The sequence below is a fragment of the Avibacterium volantium genome, from assembly GCF_049366555.1.
GTDB lineage: Bacteria > Pseudomonadota > Gammaproteobacteria > Enterobacterales > Pasteurellaceae > Avibacterium > Avibacterium volantium_A.
This window is the reverse complement of the sequence record NZ_JBMMGT010000013.1, coordinates 39095-59527: the sequence shown is the minus strand read 5'-3', so window position 1 is coordinate 59527 and position 20433 is coordinate 39095. Positions and strand designations below refer to the sequence as shown.

22 protein-coding genes are annotated in these 20433 nt (G+C 43.5%); 19 read left to right on the top strand and 3 right to left on the bottom strand.

Going from position 1 to position 20433, the window contains the following annotated elements; genetic code table 11:
- Positions 1–2: 2 nt before the first annotated feature.
- The 15 genes from ACLS0A_RS05945 (at position 3) to ACLS0A_RS05875 (ending at position 13618) form a co-directional block, all read left to right on the top strand.
- Positions 3–566 carry a hypothetical protein gene (locus ACLS0A_RS05945; RefSeq protein WP_416082656.1) on the top strand — a complete coding sequence of 188 codons (564 nt, stop codon included), beginning with the start codon at positions 3–5 and terminating at the stop codon, positions 564–566.
- Positions 556–1881 carry an AMP-binding protein gene (locus tag ACLS0A_RS05940; RefSeq protein ID WP_416082655.1) on the top strand — a complete coding sequence of 442 codons (1326 nt, stop codon included), beginning with the start codon at positions 556–558 and terminating at the stop codon, positions 1879–1881. The genes ACLS0A_RS05945 and ACLS0A_RS05940 overlap by 11 nt, the downstream gene beginning before the upstream one ends.
- Positions 1874–2614 (top strand): glycosyltransferase family 2 protein, encoded by a 741-nt coding sequence (locus tag ACLS0A_RS05935; RefSeq protein ID WP_103855155.1) that lies wholly within the window; start codon positions 1874–1876, stop codon positions 2612–2614. The genes ACLS0A_RS05940 and ACLS0A_RS05935 overlap by 8 nt, the downstream gene beginning before the upstream one ends.
- Positions 2611–3543, top strand: coding sequence for a glycosyl transferase family 2 (locus tag ACLS0A_RS05930; protein ID WP_416082654.1), 933 nt, complete (start codon positions 2611–2613; stop codon positions 3541–3543). Before ACLS0A_RS05935 ends, ACLS0A_RS05930 begins: the two co-directional genes overlap by 4 nt.
- Positions 3540–3986, top strand: a complete 447-nt coding sequence (locus ACLS0A_RS05925; protein ID WP_103853665.1) for an acyl-CoA thioesterase — start codon at positions 3540–3542, stop codon at positions 3984–3986. The genes ACLS0A_RS05930 and ACLS0A_RS05925 overlap by 4 nt, the downstream gene beginning before the upstream one ends.
- An 18-nt stretch (positions 3987–4004) precedes the next feature.
- Positions 4005–4589 carry a LolA family protein gene (locus tag ACLS0A_RS05920; protein ID WP_416082653.1) on the top strand — a complete coding sequence of 195 codons (585 nt, stop codon included), beginning with the start codon at positions 4005–4007 and terminating at the stop codon, positions 4587–4589.
- Positions 4590–4604: 15 nt separating this feature from the next.
- Positions 4605–6935 (top strand): MMPL family transporter, encoded by a 2331-nt coding sequence (locus tag ACLS0A_RS05915; protein ID WP_416082652.1) that lies wholly within the window; start codon positions 4605–4607, stop codon positions 6933–6935.
- Positions 6936–6961: 26 nt separating this feature from the next.
- Positions 6962–8197: an NAD(P)/FAD-dependent oxidoreductase gene (locus tag ACLS0A_RS05910; protein WP_416082651.1), complete on the top strand. Its 1236-nt coding sequence runs from the start codon at positions 6962–6964 to the stop codon at positions 8195–8197.
- Between the two features lie 174 nt (positions 8198–8371).
- The gene (locus ACLS0A_RS05905; protein ID WP_126370659.1) at positions 8372–8863 is read left to right on the top strand and encodes a DUF3261 domain-containing protein; all 492 of its coding nucleotides are present in this window, start codon (positions 8372–8374) and stop codon (positions 8861–8863) included.
- Between the two features lie 8 nt (positions 8864–8871).
- Positions 8872–10092, top strand: coding sequence for a beta-ketoacyl-ACP synthase (locus ACLS0A_RS05900; protein ID WP_423105272.1), 1221 nt, complete (start codon positions 8872–8874; stop codon positions 10090–10092).
- A complete protein-coding gene (locus ACLS0A_RS05895; RefSeq protein ID WP_416082649.1) occupies positions 10085–10540 on the top strand; it encodes a dehydratase in 456 nt (151 codons plus the stop codon). Before ACLS0A_RS05900 ends, ACLS0A_RS05895 begins: the two co-directional genes overlap by 8 nt.
- On the top strand, positions 10537–11265 hold the full coding sequence (gene fabG / locus ACLS0A_RS05890) for a 3-oxoacyl-ACP reductase FabG (protein WP_416082648.1): 729 nt from the start codon (positions 10537–10539) through the stop codon (positions 11263–11265). The genes ACLS0A_RS05895 and fabG overlap by 4 nt, the downstream gene beginning before the upstream one ends.
- Before the next feature lie 10 nt (positions 11266–11275).
- On the top strand, positions 11276–12514 hold the full coding sequence (locus tag ACLS0A_RS05885) for a beta-ketoacyl-ACP synthase (RefSeq protein ID WP_416082664.1): 1239 nt from the start codon (positions 11276–11278) through the stop codon (positions 12512–12514).
- A 669-nt stretch (positions 12515–13183) separates the two neighbouring features.
- Positions 13184–13513 (top strand): hypothetical protein, encoded by a 330-nt coding sequence (locus ACLS0A_RS05880; protein ID WP_416082647.1) that lies wholly within the window; start codon positions 13184–13186, stop codon positions 13511–13513.
- Between the two features lie 6 nt (positions 13514–13519).
- Entirely contained in the window at positions 13520–13618 is a 99-nt protein-coding gene (locus ACLS0A_RS05875; protein ID WP_416082663.1) for an IS3 family transposase, read from the top strand.
- 83 nt (positions 13619–13701) lie between these two features.
- Here the strand turns inward: ACLS0A_RS05875 and pssA are convergent, their stop codons facing one another.
- Positions 13702–15063 carry a CDP-diacylglycerol--serine O-phosphatidyltransferase gene (pssA, locus tag ACLS0A_RS05870; RefSeq protein WP_416082646.1) on the bottom strand — a complete coding sequence of 454 codons (1362 nt, stop codon included), beginning with the start codon at positions 15061–15063 and terminating at the stop codon, positions 13702–13704.
- A gap of 173 nt (positions 15064–15236) precedes the next feature.
- On the opposite strand from pssA, the gene ACLS0A_RS05865 reads away from it, so the two are divergent.
- Positions 15237–16283 (top strand): TrmH family RNA methyltransferase, encoded by a 1047-nt coding sequence (locus ACLS0A_RS05865; protein WP_416082645.1) that lies wholly within the window; start codon positions 15237–15239, stop codon positions 16281–16283.
- A 4-nt stretch (positions 16284–16287) separates the two neighbouring features.
- Here ACLS0A_RS05865 and ACLS0A_RS05860 read toward each other — a convergent pair whose 3' ends face one another.
- Entirely contained in the window at positions 16288–16548 is a 261-nt protein-coding gene (locus tag ACLS0A_RS05860; RefSeq protein WP_017806339.1) for a YfhL family 4Fe-4S dicluster ferredoxin, read from the bottom strand.
- A gap of 72 nt (positions 16549–16620) precedes the next feature.
- On the opposite strand from ACLS0A_RS05860, the gene ACLS0A_RS05855 reads away from it, so the two are divergent.
- The 3 genes from ACLS0A_RS05855 (at position 16621) to fbaA (ending at position 19850) form a co-directional block, all read left to right on the top strand.
- Positions 16621–17361: a ribonuclease T2 family protein gene (locus ACLS0A_RS05855; RefSeq protein ID WP_416082644.1), complete on the top strand. Its 741-nt coding sequence runs from the start codon at positions 16621–16623 to the stop codon at positions 17359–17361.
- A 158-nt stretch (positions 17362–17519) separates the two neighbouring features.
- Positions 17520–18689, top strand: coding sequence for a phosphoglycerate kinase (locus ACLS0A_RS05850; protein WP_416082643.1), 1170 nt, complete (start codon positions 17520–17522; stop codon positions 18687–18689).
- A gap of 81 nt (positions 18690–18770) precedes the next feature.
- Entirely contained in the window at positions 18771–19850 is a 1080-nt protein-coding gene (fbaA, locus tag ACLS0A_RS05845) for a class II fructose-bisphosphate aldolase (protein ID WP_416082642.1), read from the top strand.
- 179 nt (positions 19851–20029) lie between these two features.
- On the opposite strand, the gene ACLS0A_RS05840 is transcribed toward fbaA, so the two are convergent.
- Positions 20030–20386, bottom strand: coding sequence for a diacylglycerol kinase (locus tag ACLS0A_RS05840; RefSeq protein ID WP_103854489.1), 357 nt, complete (start codon positions 20384–20386; stop codon positions 20030–20032).
- Positions 20387–20433 lie beyond the last annotated feature (47 nt).

Below are 20433 nucleotides of genomic sequence, written 5' to 3'. Positions count from 1 at the left end.
TAATGAAAGCCCTAACTTCCGTTCTTATCACCTTATTCCTTGCAGTAAGTGCGGTGGCTTTTCCCATTGTTTTTTGGTGGCAAGGGGCAAATAGCCCCATTTTGTTTTATCTGCCGTGGATAATGGCGGCATTATGGGCGGTGAAAGGGCTGCTACAAAAGCCCTCAGCGCAGCGTTATTTCTCTTTTTGCCTAGCATTAATTTTAGCGGTGATCGCAGGCACACGCGCCTTAGTGGGAATGTTTTGGTATCCCGTGATTATCAATGGATTAATGCTCACCTTATTTGCAAGCAGCCTATGGCAATCGCAAACCTTTGTAGAGCGTTTAGCCCGCTTGCAAGAACCGAATTTAACCGCAGAAGGTGTGCGTTACACCCGAACCGTAACCCAAGTATGGTGTGTTGTGTTTATTATCAATATCGTGATTACGGGCGCACTAATATTCGGGCAATATTATGATTATTGGGCATTATATTCTGGGGTGATTTCCTATGTGTTCATTGGTTTAGTGATGGGCATTGAATGGATCATTCGACAACAAGTAAAAAAACATCATGCAAATTAATTTTTCAGCAATGAAGGACATCACCTTAAATCCTTCTTGGTCAAAACAAGATTTTACCTTGCGTGCGTGGCAAATTAGTCAGCAATTACAACAGCAACAGATACATAGCCTAGGTTTATGGCTTGACGATGCAGCCCAAATGGCGTGTGTGTTGCTGGCGTGTTTTCAGGCAAAAGTGCGCGTGTTATTGCCGCCAAATTTATTGGCGGAAAACCAACAATGGCTAGCACAAGAAAATGCGATGTTGATGGATAATGAATGCTTTGCCACCTTTGGTTTAGCACAACAAATTAATGCTGAAACTTTAGCTCAGCCTTTAATTGATCCTCATTGTCAAAGTGAAATTTGGCTTAAAACCTCAGGTAGCAGTGGTGAGCCAAAAATTTTAGTTAAAACCGCAGAAAAAATGTGGCAAGAGGCTCAAGCTATTGCGCAGAGTGTCGCATTTTCAGAGAATACACCGCTATATGTGGTATCAAGTGTATCAGCCCAACATCATTACGGTTTATCTTACCGAATTTTCTTACCGCTCTATTTAGGCTGGCCGTTGGCACGCTTGCAATATCATTATCCCGAATATTTGATGAGCGAAAGTTTACACGCAGAAAATGTATTATGGGTAAGCAGCCCTGCCTTGCTGACTCACCTTAATTTAAAAGATCCCAAACTTGCGCGTTGTGGCATTCGTGCTGTTGTTTCCGCAGGTTCGCCTTTACCTTTGGATACGGCACAACGTATTCGTGACACTTTATCTTGCCGAATGATCGAATGCTACGGTAGCACGGAAACAGGGGCAATAGCGTTTCGTGAGCAAGAAACATTATGGACGCCGACCATATTTACCACAGTAGGATTAACAGAAAATGGCACGCTTTGGGTGAAATCCCCTTGGCTTGATCTGCCAGAAATTATGGGAGACGCGGCGGAAATGCACGGCGAGCGTTTTTTACTGCTTGGGCGTGTAGATCGCATAGTGAAACTGGGTGATAAACGCATTTCGCTGGTTAATATAGAACAAGCCTTGCAGCAGCATTCTTGGGTGGTGGATTGCTTTATTGCGCAGCACCCTAATCAGGCTCGCCCTGCGGCTTGGGTGGCGTTAAATAAAGAAGGGGTAAACCAATATCGCACACAAGGGCGTAATGCGGTCATTCATTCACTTCGCCAGCATCTTAGCCAAACTCAAGAAGCCGCAGCGTTGCCACGTTTTTGGCGTTTTACCGAGAAACTGCCACGCAACAGCCAATCAAAAATTTTAAAAGCAGATTTCGAGCAGGCCTTTCTCCGCCAGCAAGAGGAATTAACCAATGCATAATCAGCCAATAAATCAACAAGTGATTGCCCTTATTCCTCATTACAATCATTCCAACACCGTAGGTGCCGTGGCACATCAGCTACGCCAACTTAATTTACCTGTGCTGATTATTGATGATGGTTCAACAGCTGAGCACAAAGTGGCACTTCACGAACTTGCACAACAAGACGGTATTCAAGTTCATTTTTGTCCGCAGAATGGGGGCAAAGGCGCAGCAATGAAAGTGGGATTTAAGCTAGCTTGGGAACAGGGTTTTGCCTATGCTGTACAAGTTGATGCAGACGGACAACATCAACTTTCTGATGTGGCGATCTTTTTACAAAAAAGTGCGGAAAATCCCACCGCACTTATTTGTGGACGTCCTATTTATGGCGATGATGCACCAAAATCCCGTTTATACGGTAGAAAGATTACCGATTTTTGGAATGCTATTCACACCCATTCTCGGGATATTCTAGATGGAATGTGTGGTTTTCGGCTTTATCCTGTGGTGGCAATGATGGATTTGTTGAAACAGGAAAAAATTGGCGATCGAATGGACTTTGACATTGAAATTATTGTCAAAGCACATTGGTATCAAATTCCAATGGTGTGGGTGGATACCCCCGTGCGTTATGATAAGAATGGCACATCACATTTCCGAACTTTTGCGGATAACTGGAAAATCAGCAAAATGCACACCAAACTTTTTTGGCAAATGGTATGGCGAATGATACGAGGCAAACCGTTATGAGCCAACAAGAAAAACATTGGGCAAAGCAACAAGAACGCGGTACTCGATTCTTTCTCAATCTCACTCGATTGATTGTGGCATATCTGCCTTTGTGGGCGATCCGCTTTGCGACCTTCGTGGTAGTGAGCTATTTTTTTGCCACTTCAAAGAAAGCGCGTCAATATATTGCTGAATATCAGCAACGTTTGTGTCAAACCTTTCCAGAAGTGAAATTACCAACTTGGGCGGTTTTTCGTCAATTTTTGACTTTTGGCGAAGCAATCACGGATCGCTTTGCGGTGTGGCAAAATAAAATTAACTATCACGATTTGCATATTGATGATGCGGATAATCTTTATCACGACATTGATCATCAAAGCCGTGGACAAATTTTATTATGCTCCCATTTTGGCAACATTGAAATTTGTCGCGCGTTAGTTGATAGCGGACATCATCCTAATTTTGTGCTGAACGTGTTAGTACATAGCCACCACGCAGAGGCCTTCAATGAAGCCTTAGAAAAAGCGGGGGCAAAATCGCTTCCTGTCATTCAGGTAACGGATTTAGATGCACAAAAGATGTTTGAATTACACCAACGTATAGAACGTGGTGAATGGATTGCCATTGCCGCAGATCGCATTCCTGTGCGTGGCGATAAAACACAAAAAGTTAATTTTCTTGGCAAGCCAGCAGATTTTCCACAAGGCGCTTGGTTGCTTTCGGCATTGCTTAAAGCACCGCTTAATACGGTGTTTTGTGTGAAATTGCAAGGACGCTATCAATTAAAATTGCGCCGTTTCAGCCCTGCCATTTCAGGACGTGGTGAAGTGCGTCAACAACATATTCAACAGGCAATGCAGCAATATGCTGATGTATTGGCGCAAGCCTGCCGTGAGCAGCCATTACAATGGTTTAATTTTTACGATTTTTGGAACGATAACAAAGAATGAAAGCGAAAAAACACGTTTATTGCCAACATCAATCTGATTATGAAATTCCCTTTTTTGATGTGGATTCTGCGCATATTATGTGGCACGGGCATTATATTAAATATTTTGAGATGGCACGTTGTGCGTTGCTAGAAGACATTGGCTACACTTATGATGATATTCGTGCCGACGGTTATGGTTGGCCTATTGTGCAACTGAATGTGAAATACGTTCGCCCTGCGCTTTTTCGTCAAAAAATCCGCGTAACCCTTTCCGTAGTGGAATATGATACCTGCCTGCGTATTGATTATGTGATTACTGATTTAGCAACAGGCAAAAAACTCACCGTTGCCAGCACCACACAAGTGGTGGTGGACGCCCAAACAGGCGAAATGCAATTAGAGGCAACGGAAAATTGGCGTAAAGCCTTTGAAGCCTACAAAGGCTTTCAACCGTTAGCCTAAGGTACAGGAAAAACAGAAATGAAAAAATATTTGGTGTTATTGTTATGGGTAATCAGCTTGCCCCTTTGGGCGTTCTCTGAGCAAGATCTGATCAAGCAACTTCAACAAAGCCATAATGTACAAGGGGATTTTGTGCAACAACGCTTTCTCAAAGCATTACCCCAACCGATTGAAAGCAGTGGGCAATTTGCCTTGGTGACAGAAAAGGGATTGCTGTGGAAAATGCAACAGCCGTTTAACACGGAATTACGCATCACGCCACAAGGCATTGAGCAATGGAATGGGCAACACTGGATTTCCAACGGAAATATGGCGCAATCGCAACAAATTCGCTTATTTTTAGGGTTGTTGTCGGGCGATTTGTCAGGACTAAAAAGCCATTTTGACGTGGCATTAAGTGGCGATGCAAAACAATGGACATTGCACCTTACGCCTAGTTCACTCTTAATCAAACAGATCTTTACGTCAATTATTGTGCAGGGAAATCAAAGCGTTACCGCAATGCAATTGAATGAAGTGCAAGGTGATAGCACCCAAATTCACTTTCAGCACATTCAGCTTAATCAACCCTTACCACCTGCGGTGAAGCAAGCACTAGAATAAAAAGTGAGAGCCAAAATGTCGCACTTGCCAATAAAAACAGCAAAATTTTCCACCGCACTTTTTTCTACATTAGTTCGTCTTGCCTATGTAATGAGCTTGGTGTTTTGTGTGGTTGTGCTGGCGGTGTTTATTTGGCGTGGGAATTGGCTACAAACAGATTTACAAGCGCTGCTTCCTAAGGATCAACAATGGCAAGCGGTGCAGCAGCAAGTGGATAAACAACAGGAACAACAACTTAACCGCAAAATTATTGCCCTTGTCGGCGCACCGCAAGCTCACCAAGCATTGCAACTTTCGCAACAAATCGCACAGCGCTGGCGTGAGAGCGGATTGTTCAGCCAAGTGGCGAGTGAATTTCAACCCGATCTTAATCAGCTTCGTGAAGGCGTAAAAGCCCTTGCTTTCGCCACCTTGCCTGTGGATATTCGTACACAATTAATTCAACAGCCCCATCAATATTTTCAGCAATATGCACAACAAATTAGTAACCCTTTCGCGGCACAAAGTTTATTGCCCTTAGATCAAGATTGGCTTGGCTTCGGACGATTTACACTCGCGCAAGCACAGTCACAAAGCAATGTGCAATGGCAGGCAGAAAGTGGCGCATTAACAGTCAATGAGCAAGGAAAAACTTGGGTATTATTGCAAGGCGAATTAGCCCCACAAAACTGGCTTACTCCACCTTTGGCATTGCAGCAACTGATTGCGCAAAATCAGCACCTTGTGCAAGAACAGGGGGCGGAAATGGCGATCACTGGCGCAAGTTTATTTGCGCTGCAAGCCAAACAAGGGGCGGAACGAGAAAGCCAATTAATGAGCGGTTTTGGCATTGGGCTGACTTTAATCTTATTGCTGGTGGTATTTCGCTCGTTACGCGTGTTATGGCTATTTTTCCCCATTGCAGCTGGCGTGTTGGTCGGCTTAGTGGCAACCCTTGCTTGGTTTGGACAAGTGCATATTTTAACCCTGGTCATCGGTACGAGCTTAATCGGTGTGTTGATTGACTTTCCGCTACATTGGTTATCTGGCTCATTGCTTTCTCGCCACTGGCGACCGCAGCCTGCAATGCAGAAATTACGCCTAACCTTTAGCGTGAGTTTATTGGTCACCTTGCTTGGCTACGGTTTGCTGGGTTTCACCACCTTGCCCGTGTTACAGCAAACCGCGCTATTTTCAGCGGCGGCACTATTGGCAGCGGTGTTGTGTACGCAACTTTTATTGCCTTATTTTTTCCGCCATTATCAAACTAAACGCCCAACAAATTTGTTATATGCCTTTTACAAAGTGCGGTGCTTTTTGCAAAAGTTTTTGGTTTACCGAAAAGCCTTACTCGCTATGCTCAGTCTTTTTGTGGTAAGCGGAATTACGCAATCTAAATGGCAAGATGATATTCGCCAATGGGTGGCATTGTCGCCCAACTTAGTCAGCCAAGCGCAGAAAATTGGTGAATTAACCGGAATGCAGTTAAGCGGGCAATATTTTTTAGTGCGAGCAGAAAATGATGAAAAATTACTCGAAAAATTGACCGCACTTGATATTCGATTAAAGCAAGCCAAGCAGCAACAGCAGCTAGAAAGTTATCAATCTTTGAGCCAATGGTTAATGAGCGAAAAGCAGCAGCATAATTTTGCCCAACAATTACAGAATTTATCTGAACAGGATTTCGCACCGCTCACCGCAATGGGTATTACTGCTGAAATTGTGCAACAACAGCTTAACGCGCTGATAACTCAACCAACGGTATCTTTACAAGCCGCGCTAAAAAGTCCCTTAGGGCAAGGGTGGCAAAGTTTATATTTAGGGCAAATAAACGGACAATGCGCAGCGATTGTTCCAGTTAATGGTGGAGTTCACCAAGCCTTATCGCAACTTGCGAATGATCAAGATATTTTCTGGCAAGACAAGCGTAGCCACTTAAACGAATCTTTCCAACAAACCCGTAATCAAGCCGCGTGGTTGAAACTGCTTTCTTTCGCGTTGGCGGGATTGTTGTTATGGCGTTATTTCGGGGCGAAAACCAGTGGCAAAATGTTATTTGTGCCAGTTTGTGCGGTGCTTGCCACCTTGGGGATTTTCGGCTGGCTTGGCTTGCCAATCAGTTTGTTTGCGATGTTTGGAATGTTATTAGTTTCCGCCATTGCAGTGGATTATGTGGCGTGTTTGCAAAGTGTGTCGGCATTGACTGCGCATAAACAATTCGCCATTTTACTCGCGGCCAGTACCACGCTGATTTCTTTCGGTTTGCTCACGTTAAGCAGCACGCCAGCGGTGGCGTTGTTTGGACTAAGCGTGAGTATCGGCGTGATCTGTGCAGTGGGGATTGCGTTTATAATGTATCGTAAATAATAACTAAACTTTTTAGGGAGAAAAAAATGAGTCAATATGATGTTGCAATTATTGGTGCAGGACCTTCAGGTTCAGTGGCTGCGGCATTGTTAGCAAAGCAAGGGTTGTCTGTATGCGTGTTAGAGAAACAATATTTCCCACGCTTTGTGATTGGTGAGAGCCTACTGCCTTATTGTATGGAAATTTTGCGTGAAGCAGAATTGGTGGACGCAGTAAACCGCGAACCGAGTTTCCAATTTAAAAATGGCGCAGCGTTCACTTGGGGCAATCGCTATACTTATTTTGATTTTACCGACAAATTTACCACTGGTGCTGGCACAACCTTTCAAGTTAGACGGGGAATTTTCGATAAAATTTTAATTGATGAAGTGGCAAAGCGTGGCGTTGATGTGCGTTTTGGCAATGAAGTGTTAGCTTTTGAACCTCAAGACAATGGTGTGCAATTGCAGGTGCGTAACGATAAAGGTGAAAGCTACAATTTGCACGCGAAATTTGTTCTTGATGCAAGTGGTTACGGGCGCGTATTACCACGCTTATTAGATTTAGAGTTACCTTCGCACTTGCCTGCTCGTGTGGCTCGTTTCACCCATATTGATGACAATATTGATGATCCTGAGTTTGATCGAAACAAAATTCTTATTACCACTCACCCAGTGCATCGTGATGTGTGGTTATGGTTAATTCCGTTTGCCGATAATCGTTGCTCAATTGGCGTGGTAGGCTTGCCAGAAACCCTTGATGGTGATGATGAACAGGTGTTGAAAAAGTTTGCGTTAGAATGCCCTATGCTAAAACGGATATTAAAAAATGCAGTGTGGGAAAACGACTTCCCTTATCGCCATATTCAGGGCTATTCTGCGAATGTAAAAACCTTGCACGGCAAAGGCTTTGCTTTATTGGGTAATGCGGCGGAGTTTTTAGATCCCGTATTTTCATCAGGGGTAACCATTGCGTTGCATTCCGCGCATCTTGCAGCACCGTTAATTGTACGTCAATTAAAAGGCGAGAGCGTTGATTGGCAAAAAGAATTTGCCGAGCCATTAATGCTTGGCGTTGATACCTTCCGCACTTATGTGAATGGCTGGTATGATGGTTCGTTCCAAGATGTGGTGTATGCCAAAGATCCACAGCCTGAAATTCGCCGTATGATTTCTTCTATCTTAGCTGGCTATGCGTGGGATAGTGCCAATCCATTTGTGGCGAAATCAAAACAGCGCCTTGCTGCGTTAGCTGAGATTTGTGGTGCGGCAAGCCAAGAGTAATGAGAAATAAAAATAGATAGAAAATTAAAGTGCGGTGGGATTTTTGCGTGTTTTTCCAAATTCGTTAGTACATAGCATAAGGTTCTCGTTTTTCTGTGAATTGAAATAAAAAGAAATATGCTACAATCGAAAAAATAAAAAAAAACAACCGCACTTAATATGATGATAAAAAGAATGAATCAATGGCGAGCTGGGGTTATTACTGTTGTGCTATGTGGTTTGATGGGCTGTCAGAATTTGCCGCAACCGCAAGATTTTCCAGCGAATACGCCAGCGAGCCAATTATTTAAAATTGAACGGCAAGATGAGCAACATCTCTCACAGCAACAAAGTTTACTTGCCTTACAATATCAGCCTAAGCAATGGCGTTGGGTGCAAACCGATCCCCTTGGTGCGCCCTTAGCACGAGCGATTTTAACGCCGCAAGGTTGGCAAAATGATGGTTTTGTAATGCCAAATCCACAAGCGAAGTGGTTATTTTCTGCGATCGCAACGGCGTTATACCCAGACGCTTCGCTTTTTCCATTTAGCGCAGTGGAAATGCAAGGTAAACAACGAGTTTATTTTATTAATCACAAACCAGTGTGGTCGATTGAAGGGCAATCCCCTGCGTGGAAAATTGATTTAACCGACCACAGCCACTGGCGTGTAACGTTACTAAATTAAGGAATAATGTGAGTAAATTGTATTTATCGCAACCTGCGGTGGTAAGTAGTTTAGGCGAGGGGCTGGTAGCCCATATTTCAACCTTATTATCAGGCGCACCTTCTACGTTAAGTTTGTGTGATACGCCATTTAGTGAAAATGGGCTGTCAGACAATGCACGAATGTATGGTGCGGTGAATGTGCCACTTCGCCCTTTTCAAGATACTGTTCCCGCCGAACATCGTAGCCGTAATAATCAGCTTTTGTGGCATTGTTTAGCCCAGCTAGAAACGCAGATTGAGCAAGCCATTCAGACGTTCGGCAAACATCGCATTGCCGTGGTGGTGGGGACATCTACCACAGGCGTAGATGAAAATATTGAGGTGTTTAAGCAAGCGGCGGAACATCAAGATTGGTCGAAAGTTCCTTTTAAACAGCAACAACAATATTTTTCAGCACCCGCAGATTTTGTTGCGTGGCAATATGGTTTGAATGGCTTATGTTATGGCATTTCCACCGCTTGCACGTCTGGCGCAAGAGCCTTAATGAGTGCGGCACGATTATTGAAAAATAATCTATGTGATGCGGTGATTTGTGGCGGTGTGGATACCTTATCGCCTTTAACCATTAAGGGCTTTCAATCCTTGTCTGTGTTATCTGATCGCCAAACGAATCCGCTTTCTGCAAATCGTAAAGGGATTAATATTGGCGAGGGTGCAGCAATGTTTGTACTGTCCAAACAATCTTTAGGACAATCGGTGGAATTATTAGGCTATGGCGCGAGCAGTGATGCGTATCATATGTCTTCCCCACACCCCGAGGGCGAAGGAGCGATTGCGGCATTTCGAGCCGCTTTAGCAAATAGCCAGCTTGCGGCAGATGAAATCGGTTGGATCAATTTGCACGGCACAGGCACGCTCCATAACGATCAAATGGAAATTTTAGCGGTGCATAATGTGTTTGGTGAAAATACCCCTTGCACCACAACAAAACCCTACACAGGGCATACATTAGGCGCTGCCGGTGCTGTAGAAGCGGCAATTTTGTGGGGAATGATTCATTCTGATTTCAATCCCGAGGGGAAATTGCCTCCACAATTATGGGACGGCGAGCCAGATCCTGCCTTACCAAAAGTTGCGATTACAGATGATAACAGCCGCTGGACGCACAGAAAACGCATTGGTGCAAGCAGCTCCTTTGCTTTTGGCGGCAATAATACGGTGATCATTTTGGGAGAAAGTGATGTTTGATTTAACCTGCCCGATTACCCATATTGCACCACTTTTGCCACATAGTGGTGAAATGGTGTTATTACAGCAAATTGATGAATTTGGGGAAGATTTTCTCATTGCGCAAGCGCAGGTAAGTGCGGATCATATTTTGCTAAAAAATGGCAAACTAGCAAGTTTTGTAGGGGCTGAAATTATGGCTCAGGGCATTGCGGCTTGGGCGGGTTGTAAATGTGTTCGAGCAGGTCAGCCTATTGGGCTAGGTTATTGGCTTGGTACAAGAAAATTACATATTTATCAGCAAGATATTCCTGTTGGCAGCACATTAGAAATTCGCATTCAGCGCTCTCTTGAAGATGACACTGGCTTTGGCGTATTTGATTGCCAACTTCGAGATAAAAACACCGATCAACTGATTATTGAAGGGACGCTCAATGTATTGCGTCCACCAAAAGAGAAAAAAGAATGACAAATAGTGTATTAATTACAGGATCTAGCCGTGGTATCGGTAAAGCTATTGCCTTACAGTTGGCACAGTCAGGCTTTGACATTGTGCTACATTGCCGTAGCCGTGTAGCAGAAGCCGAGACGGTTGCCGAACAAATTCGCACAATGGGACGACAAGTGCGTGTTTTGCAATTTGACGTAAGTAATCGTAATGACACCGCTCAAAAACTCTTAGCTGATGTGGAACAGTTCGGGGCTTATTATGGCGTAGTGTTAAACGCTGGGCTTACCCGCGATAATGCGTTTCCCGCTTTAACGGATAATGATTGGGATATTGTGTTACGCACCAATTTAGATGGCTTTTACAATGTTCTTCACCCCATTATGATGCCGATGATCCGCCGCCGAAAAGCAGGGCGAATTGTGTGTATCACATCCGTGTCAGGCTTAATTGGAAATCGTGGACAAGTGAATTACAGCGCCTCAAAAGCGGGCATTATTGGCGCGGCAAAAGCCCTTGCTGTGGAATTAGCAAAACGCAAAATCACGGTAAATTGTGTTGCTCCGGGGTTAATTAATACAGAAATTTTAGACGAAAATGTGCCTGTTGAAGAGATTCTCAAAGCTATTCCCGCGGCAAGAATGGGGGAACCTGAAGAAGTGGCACACGCAGTAGATTTCTTAATGAATGAAAAAGCCGGCTATATTACTCGCCAAGTGATCGCCGTAAATGGCGGATTATGCTAAGGAACAAATGATGAAACGAGTTGTGGTAACAGGTGTTGGCGGTATTACCGCATTTGGGCGTGATTGGGCGAGCATTAAGCAAGCCTTCGCAAAACAAAAAAATGCGGTGCAAACTATGGATTGGGGCAAGTTAGACGGAGAAATTGAATCTCGTCTTGGTGCACCGATCAACAACTACACACCGCCAAGCCATTGGAATCGTAAGCAGTTACGCAGTATGGGGAAAGTGGCTCAGCTTTGTGTTGATGCTGCTGAAATGGCGCTAACAAATGCAGGGTTATTGCAAAATGGCGAACTAGATCCCTGTGTACTCAATGGCAATATGGGGGTAGCAAGTGGTTCATCATCAGGTAGTACCAAAGATATTCAAGATCTTGGCTTAATGATGGCAGGCTATCCGAACACCAGCAGCGCTAATACCTATGTGCGAATGATGCCCCATACCACAGCGGCAAATATCGGCATTTTCTTTGGCTTAAGCGGACGCATTATTCCTACCTCCAGCGCCTGCTCATCAGGCAGCCAAGGCATTGGTTATGCCTATGAGGCGATCAAATATGGAATGATCCCAATGATGTTAGCTGGAGGCGGTGAAGAATTCTGCCCTTCACAAGTTTATGTGTTTGATTCCCTTTACGCCGCAAGTCGTCGCAATGACCAACCACAGCAAACACCGCGCCCTTATGATCAGGATCGTGATGGCTTGGTGATCGGTGAGGGGGCTGGGATCTTCGTCTTAGAAGAACTTGAACACGCCAAAGCGCGTAATGCAACAATCTTAGCAGAAGTCGTAGGCTATGGAGCGAACAGCGATGGTAGCCATATCACGCGTCCGCAAAAAGAAACGATGCAACGCTGTATGGAATTGGCTTTAAAAGACGCAGGCTTACGTCCTGAGCAAATTGGCTATGTAAATGGACACGGCACCGCCACAGAACAAGGTGATATTGCAGAAACCCTTGCCACCGCCGCTTTATTTGGCAACGTACCTCTTAGTTCTCAAAAAAGCTATCTTGGACACACACTCGGTGCGTGCGGTGCATTAGAATCTTGGTTCTCCATTGAAATGATGCGGGATAGCTGGTTTGCCCCAACTCTCAACCTAGACAATATCGATCCACGTTGTGGTGAGTTAGATTATATCCGCCACGCCGCAAGAGAAATTCACACAGATTATGTTATGAATAATAACTTCGCTTTTGGTGGAGTGAATACGTCGCTTATTTTTAAACGCTGGACGGAAAACTAAGCCTGTAGTGGATATTTAGAAATAGAATTTTCTGTAGCCACAAAAAATTCAATGATTTTCAACCGCACTTTATTTTTATACGAAAAAATAAGTGATCATCTCCCAAAAAATTGGACACCATCCACAAATTAAGGAGCAGATTTTTTATAGGAAAACATTATTCAACAGAATTTAAACTACAAGCAATCTCATTAGTTTCAAAACAATAAATGAGCATGCGTTAGACGGCGGAATATTGTGGTCTTTCCAACCATAGCCAAATTGTGATTTGGTTGCAACGCGTTAAGAAATACGGTATTAATGGCCTCATCCGTCAGCCTAATCGGAAGAAGAATGTGATGAAATTACCCAAACGCTCCGTCAAAACTGATAAAAAAACTTTTATTACAATAACTTAAATACCTTCGTGCGGAGAATGCCTATTTAAAAAAGTCTTTGGCGCTCAGAGATCTCAAACTCAAGCGGAAAAATGTGCCACCGTCCGAGAGTTTAGGACGCAATTTCCCCTTTCCGAATTACTGAAAGTAGCGCAACTGCCTCGCGCTACGTTCTATTATGCAAGAAGAGTCAAGGGGTTAGACGACATTGATAACTTGATACTGGACATATTTAGGGCGAATCAAGGAAGAGATGGTTACCGTATTATTTAAGAGAAAGGACATTATCTAAGTGCTGAAACAAATGCGTCACCTAAATATCCGTTCCTGCGCAAAAGCGAAAAAGCGTATGAAGACGGGAAGAACCGCTTATCTCGCCCCAAATTTGATGGCAAGAAATTTTGAAGCGAAGGCGTTAAACGAGAAGTGGGTCACTGATGTGACCGAATTTCGCGTAGGGAATGAAAAACTGTATCTTTCGCCGATGATGGATTTGGAGAAGGCGATTCAAAGCATGAGTCGCAAGGGGAATTGGTATGATACGGTGATAGAGCGCTTTTTTAGCATTGTGAAGTCGGAATGTTTTTACCCGAATCGCTTTGTCAATATCGTAGAGCTGTAGGAGGCGCTGCATGAGTATATTCGCTATCATAACAAAGTGCGGATTAAACCTGCATTAAACAACTTGAGCCCTGTGCAATACAGAGCTCAATATTTAACTTTCTAGATGTATAGGATTAGGGAAAGTTGAAAAACAACGGAGATTTGAAAGATAGCAAATATTTGAAAATCTAGGGAGATTTAGCCACCTTACAAAATCATCTTCACCAATTTATCCGCTTTGATACGGGCGAATTTTTTTAGTAGTTTTTGCACGGGGGCTGGGTATTGTGAGAGTTCGTCCAGTTCCGTGTAGTGTTTTAGTTGGGTGGTGTGTTGGCGGATGCAGGCTAGCTCTTGTTGCACTTGGGCTTGCAGCTGTTGGGCTGGGTCTTGAATGAGCAAGCCATTTTCTGCATCTAAACGCCAAGCGCGAGGATTTAGGTTGTTGCCAGTTAATAAAATATGGCTATCGTCCACCCATACACCTTTTAGGTGATAGCTGTTCTCGCCGTCTTTCCAAGTGCGAATAACAAGCTGGCCTTGGTCAATTTGCTGTTCAAATTTTTGGCTGAAACTGCGTAAATTGCTTTCATATAAATAAGGCAGTGCGCCCGCCATTTTGAACGGCTGTGAAGGGGGAATGTAAAAATCGTTAGCGGTTTTGTCGCCCACGATAATTTCAATGTGTTTGCCTTTTTGTAGTAAACGGCGTATTTTTTGTTGTAATGGACGTGGAAAATTGAAATATGGCGTACAGATCACCAATTTTTCTTGCACGATTTGGAAAAGATCTTCAATCGTACGGTTAAGCAGGTTTGCACCACCGCCTAAGCCAAAAAGTGGGGTGATTTTTAAGCCAGAATTTTCTTCGTTGACAAACTTATACTGCCCATCTGCTGCCAAGCCTTTACGGAAAGCACGAATATGCTGGCGAATTTCTTTGGTTTTTGGACGTTCAGAATTATCCAACGGTAGCACCGCTTGATTACTCAGGAGATACTGTTGCAGGAACCTCACCATTGAATCCGCAAGGGCGGAATGGGTGATTTTATGATAACGGTCGTAGCGGTATTTTTCATTTTGCTGCAAATACACATTATTAATGCTCGCCCCGCTATATAACAAGGTATCATCAAAAATAAAGCCTTTAATATGCAACACGCCAAACACTTCGCGCGTGTTCACTGGCACACCGAAAAACAAATGGGCGTGTTCACCATATTGATGAATGGCACGTTGTTCGCAGTACCAATCGGCGTTGGTGGCAGATTTTTCTGCGCCAAGCAAATTGCGCTGCGCGCGATGCCAATCGACAAAAATTTTCACGTCAAGCTCGGGATTACGGCTTTTAGCGGCAAACACTTCATTTAAAATTTCTTGCCCCGCGTCATCATTTTGCCAATAAAGTGCGGTGATATAAATGCGCGTTTTTGCTTCACGAATAAGCTGGATAATTTGTTGCTTAAATTCCGCAGGGTGATGAAGAAAATCAATTTGCGAGGGTTGTAGCGCCAAACTCGGCAAAGCTTGCAAATTTTCTTCTGCCCTTTTCGTTTTATTTATCAACATAATTTTTTACTCTAATTTTGATAATCCATTTTTTCAGCCTTGTAGTTTACAATATTTACTTCTTGGCTTGGTAGAAAAAAGATATTTTTTCGCTATAATGCATTCAATTTCTCACAAAGTGCGGTGAAAATTCGCCCACTTTTCCCATTTTTATCACAATTTGGCAACATAAAATGAACGCAAAAAAACCGACTTTCCAGCAAGCAGATTCCAGCAAACGCTTCAATGAACGCTATTCTGGCGAAAAACAAGATAAAAAAGCACCGCACTTTTCCCCTCATTCTTCGCGTGGCAAAAAGGACGACAAACGCACTTTCTCGCGTGAAAGAACAGCGACAAAATCTGCTGAAAAAGTGCAACAACGCACAGAATTGACGATGGGAAATGCGCGTGGTACAGCCAATGTGAAAGTGGTGATAAAAAGCACGGGCGTGAAAGAAAAGCAGAAAAAAACCGGCCCACTTTCCCCTCGCGCGCCAGAAAAAATTAAGAAAAATCGTGCAGAAGAAATGAAAGTGTATGGCGAAAATACGTGCCTTGCGTTATTTGCAGAGCGTCCTGAAAGCATTGTTCGCGTGTGGACAACCGTGGAAATGGCGCACCGTGTGGGTGAGTTATTTAGCTATTTGGCGGCGAATAAAAAAGTCTATCACGTTGTCGATAGCAAAGAGCTTACACTGGTGAGCGGCACGGAACATCACAACGGCATTTGTATGTTGGTGAAAAAGCCACGTCATTTTACATTGAGCGGTTATTTGGATATTCCACGCGAAAAAGATGCGTTGATCTTACTCGATAATGTGCATAACGCGCATAATATTGGTGGGATCGTGCGAACTTGTGCGGTCTATGGCGTGAAAGGTTTAGTATTAAGCGAAGCAGATTTACTCAATTCTGCTGCGGCAATGCGTGTAGCAGAAGGTGGTGCAGAATATGTGCATACTTTGCTTGTCGATAGCAGTGAACAGGCGTTAGAAAAATTGCGTGAAAAAGGCTATCAAATCGTGCATTTAAGCCAAAGCAAGCAAGCGAAGCCGTTCGCTCAGCTAAAATTGAGCGATAAAGTGGTCTTTGTTTTAAGCGAAAGTGCGGGTGAAAATTTGGCAAAAAATCACGATGAAGTAGTGAATTTATCCCTTGCCAATCCGCTGAAAGCGGGCTTGAATGTTGCGGTGGCAGCGGGCGTGTTATTGGCAAAATGGGCGGAGAAAACCCTTTAAATGGCTATAACTGATCAGAATGATGAATTAACACAAAGCGTTCCCACAATTGGGCTTCGCTTTCTTGATGCTCGGGATCGGGCTTAATGCAGTTGGTGATCGGGCAAACTTTTTGGCAAGTTGGGGTATCATAATGCCCCACACATTCTGTACAAAGATTGGGATCGATCACATAAATGTCATCGCCCACGGAAATGGCATCATTCGGGCATTCTGGCAAGCACATATCGCAATTTGTGCATTTATCTGTAATTAAAAGTGCCATAATTTCCCCTAAAATCATTGAAAGGGCGAGATTATAAAGAATCGGCAAGGAAAATTAAATAGGCAAAACAAAATGAGCAAGAAAAACAACAAAGGACTTTCTTTTTTAGGCACATTAATCATTGCAGGCATTGCATTGATTTGGAATTATTTTCAGCCTAGCGAAAAAACACACCAACCTGAAGCTACGGCGCAATCTCAGCAAAATCAAGCAAAGACACCAACGCAACAAAATACACCAGCACCGCTTGGCGAGAATTATGATTACATTATGCGCGATGACGCCATTGGGCAAAATAAAAGCGCACCTGTGGATTATTATATGCTCGCGTTGTCTTGGTCGCCGGGATTTTGCCAAGCGCAAAAAGAACGTTACAACGGCAACTTGCCGCAATCTTTAATGAGCCAATGTGGCACGCAACAATATGGCTGGGTGATCCACGGCTTATGGCCGCAAAATGCCAATGCGCGTTCGGTCAGCGATCATCCGCGTTTTTGTCAGGGCGATTTGCCGATGGTCGATCCTGCGGTGATTAAACCTTATCTAGCAGATAGCCCGAGTGCGAATTTATTACAAGGGGAATGGGAAAAGCACGGCGCTTGCGCTTTCAAAAATGCCAACGCTTATTTTGAAAAACAGCAAAATTTATACCGCACTTTGAATTTACCTGATCGCAATTTACCGCGTAAAGAATTGTTTGCCTGGTTAAAAAAACATAACCCGCAGCTGAAAGGGGCGTATTTGGGCGCAAGCCATAATGAATTATTTATTTGCTATGATTTGCAGTGGCAAGTGATGGATTGTCCGCGCTAGAGGAATTTGGCTCGATTTGAAGTATTAAAAGATCTATTATTTCTGAGAATTAAAAAAATCCAGCGGATAATTTGATCTAAAGCAGTTACAATCTAGCTTGAACTAGGTATAATGCGAGCAGTTCTATTTATTTTTAAACTATATAAAGAGGGTAAATTATGTCAGTAATTAAAATGACCGACCTAGATTTAGCAGGCAAACGCGTATTTATTCGTGCAGACCTGAATGTGCCAGTAAAAGACGGCAAAGTAACGTCTGATGCGCGTATTCAAGCAACCATTCCAACCTTAAAACTCGCCCTTGAAAAAGGCGCGAAAGTGATGGTTACCTCTCACTTAGGTCGCCCAACCGAAGGCGAATTTAAACCTGAAGATTCCCTCCAACCTGTGGTTGATTATTTAAAAGACGCAGGTTTTAACGTGCGTTTAGCGCGTGATTATTTAGACGGCGTAGAAGTGAATGACGGTGAAATCGTTGTACTTGAAAACGTGCGTATCAATAAAGGCGAAAAGAAAAATGATCCAGAATTAGGTAAAAAATACGCCGCACTTTGTGATGTTTTCGTAATGGACGCATTCGGTACGGCACACCGCGCGCAAGCCTCAACCTATGGTGTGGCAGAATTTGCACCAATCGCCTGTGCAGGCCCATTATTAGCGGCGGAATTAGATGCCTTAGGCAAAGCCTTAAAAGAGCCACAACGTCCAATGTTAGCCATTGTGGGTGGTTCAAAAGTATCAACCAAATTAACCGTGTTAGATTCCCTTTCTAGAGTAGCAGATCAGTTGATCGTAGGTGGCGGTATCGCCAACACCTTTATCGCTGCAGAAGGCAAAGATGTGGGTAAATCTTTATACGAAGCAGATTTAATCCCTGAAGCACAACGCTTAGCAAAAGCAACACAAATCCCAGTGCCAACAGATGTGCGCGTAGGCTTAGAATTCTCTGAAACTGCGCCAGCGATTGAAAAATCTGTTGATGACATTAAAGCAGATGAATCTATCTTCGATATTGGCGAAAAATCCGCAGAAGAATTAGCGAAAATCATTAGAAGCGCAAAAACTATCCTTTGGAATGGACCAGTGGGCGTGTTTGAATTCCCGAATTTCCGTAACGGGACAAAAGTCGTGGCTGATGCCATTGTAGAAGCAACAGAAAACGGGGCGTTCTCTATTGCAGGCGGCGGTGATACCCTTGCAGCGATCGATCTTTTCGGCATCAAAGATAAAATTTCTTACATTTCAACTGGTGGCGGTGCGTTCTTAGAATTCGTAGAAGGCAAAGTATTACCAGCCGTTGAAATCTTAGAAAAACGTGCAAAAAACTAATTCATTGATTTTAGGGCGTGGCGAATGCAGTACGCCCTTTTCATATTAAAAACCACTATTCACTAAATAGGAAACAGAAAAATGGCAAAATTATTAGACATTGTAAAACCGGGCGTATTAACTGGCGATGATGTACAAAAAGTTTTCAACTATGCAAAAGAACACAATTTCGCAATCCCAGCAGTAAACTGCGTGGGGACAGACTCTGTTAATGCCGTATTAGAAACCGCAGCACGCGTTAAAGCGCCTGTGATTATCCAGTTCTCTAACGGTGGTGCACAATTCTATGCGGGTAAAGGCATTAAACCAGCAAGCGGCGCTCGTCCTGATGTATTAGGTGCGATTGCAGGAGCAAAACACGTTCACGAATTAGCCGCGGAATACGGTGTGCCAGTAATTCTTCACACTGACCACGCAGCGAAAAAATTATTACCTTGGATTGACGGCTTATTAGAAGCGGGTGAAAAACATTTCGCAGAAACTGGCAAACCGCTTTTCTCATCACATATGATCGATCTTTCTGAAGAGCCAATGGAAGAAAATATGGCGATCTGCCGTGAATACCTTGCGCGTATGAGCAAAATGGGTATGACCCTTGAAATTGAAATCGGTATCACTGGTGGGGAAGAAGACGGCGTAGATAACTCTGATGTTGATGAATCTCGTTTATACACTCAACCTGAAGACGTACTTTACGTTTACGATCAATTAAACCCAGTAAGCCCACGTTTCACCATTGCTGCGGCATTTGGTAACGTACACGGTGTTTACAAACCAGGTAACGTGAAATTAAAACCGTCAATCTTAGGTGCATCACAAGAGTTCGTTTCTAAAGAACGTGGTCTTCCACCAAAATCATTAGATTTCGTTTTCCACGGCGGTTCTGGTTCATCAACGGAAGAAATCCGTGAAGCAATCAGCTACGGTGCAGTGAAAATGAACATTGATACAGATACACAATGGGCAGCTTGGGAAGGTGTCTTAAACTTCTACAAAGCCAACGAAGCTTATCTTCAAGGTCAGCTTGGTAACCCAGAAGGCGAAGACGCACCAAACAAAAAATACTACGATCCACGTGTTTGGTTACGCAAATCTGAAGAATCAATGTCTAAACGCTTAGAAAAATCTTTCCAAGATTTAAATTGCGTTGATGTGCTTTAATTATTAAAGACATAGTTTGGAATATAAAGGCGCTGAGAAACTCAGCGCTTTTTTATTTCATCGAATTTTTCCTATCAGCTAAATCACAAAACACAATACGCAAAATGCAAAATAAAATTGATCAGGATTGCGATCTCACAGAAAAACTCAAAATTTTTGCACCGCACTTTTATTTTCTGTTAGAAAAAAAGGATAGCACCCCAGGTTAGCGCAACGATAATCAACGTTACAAACACGGCGGCTGAGCCTTGATCTTTGGCGCGTCCTGAAAGCTCGTGATGTTCCGTGCCAATGCGATCCACTACGGCTTCAACTGCGCTATTGAGCAACTCTACCGCTAACACTAACAACACTGAACCAATCATCAAGATCAATTCGATTTTGTCGTCAGCCAAGAAAAACGCCAAAGGGATTAAAATGCACGCACAAAATACTTCGTGGCGAAAGGCAGTTTCGTTTTTGAAAGCACTTTTTAAGCCTTGCATTGAATAGCCTGTGGATTTGATTAAATGGGTCAAGCCCGTTGTTTTTTCCAATTTTCTTTCCTTATTAACTTATTGAATGGGATAACTCAATTTTTCGC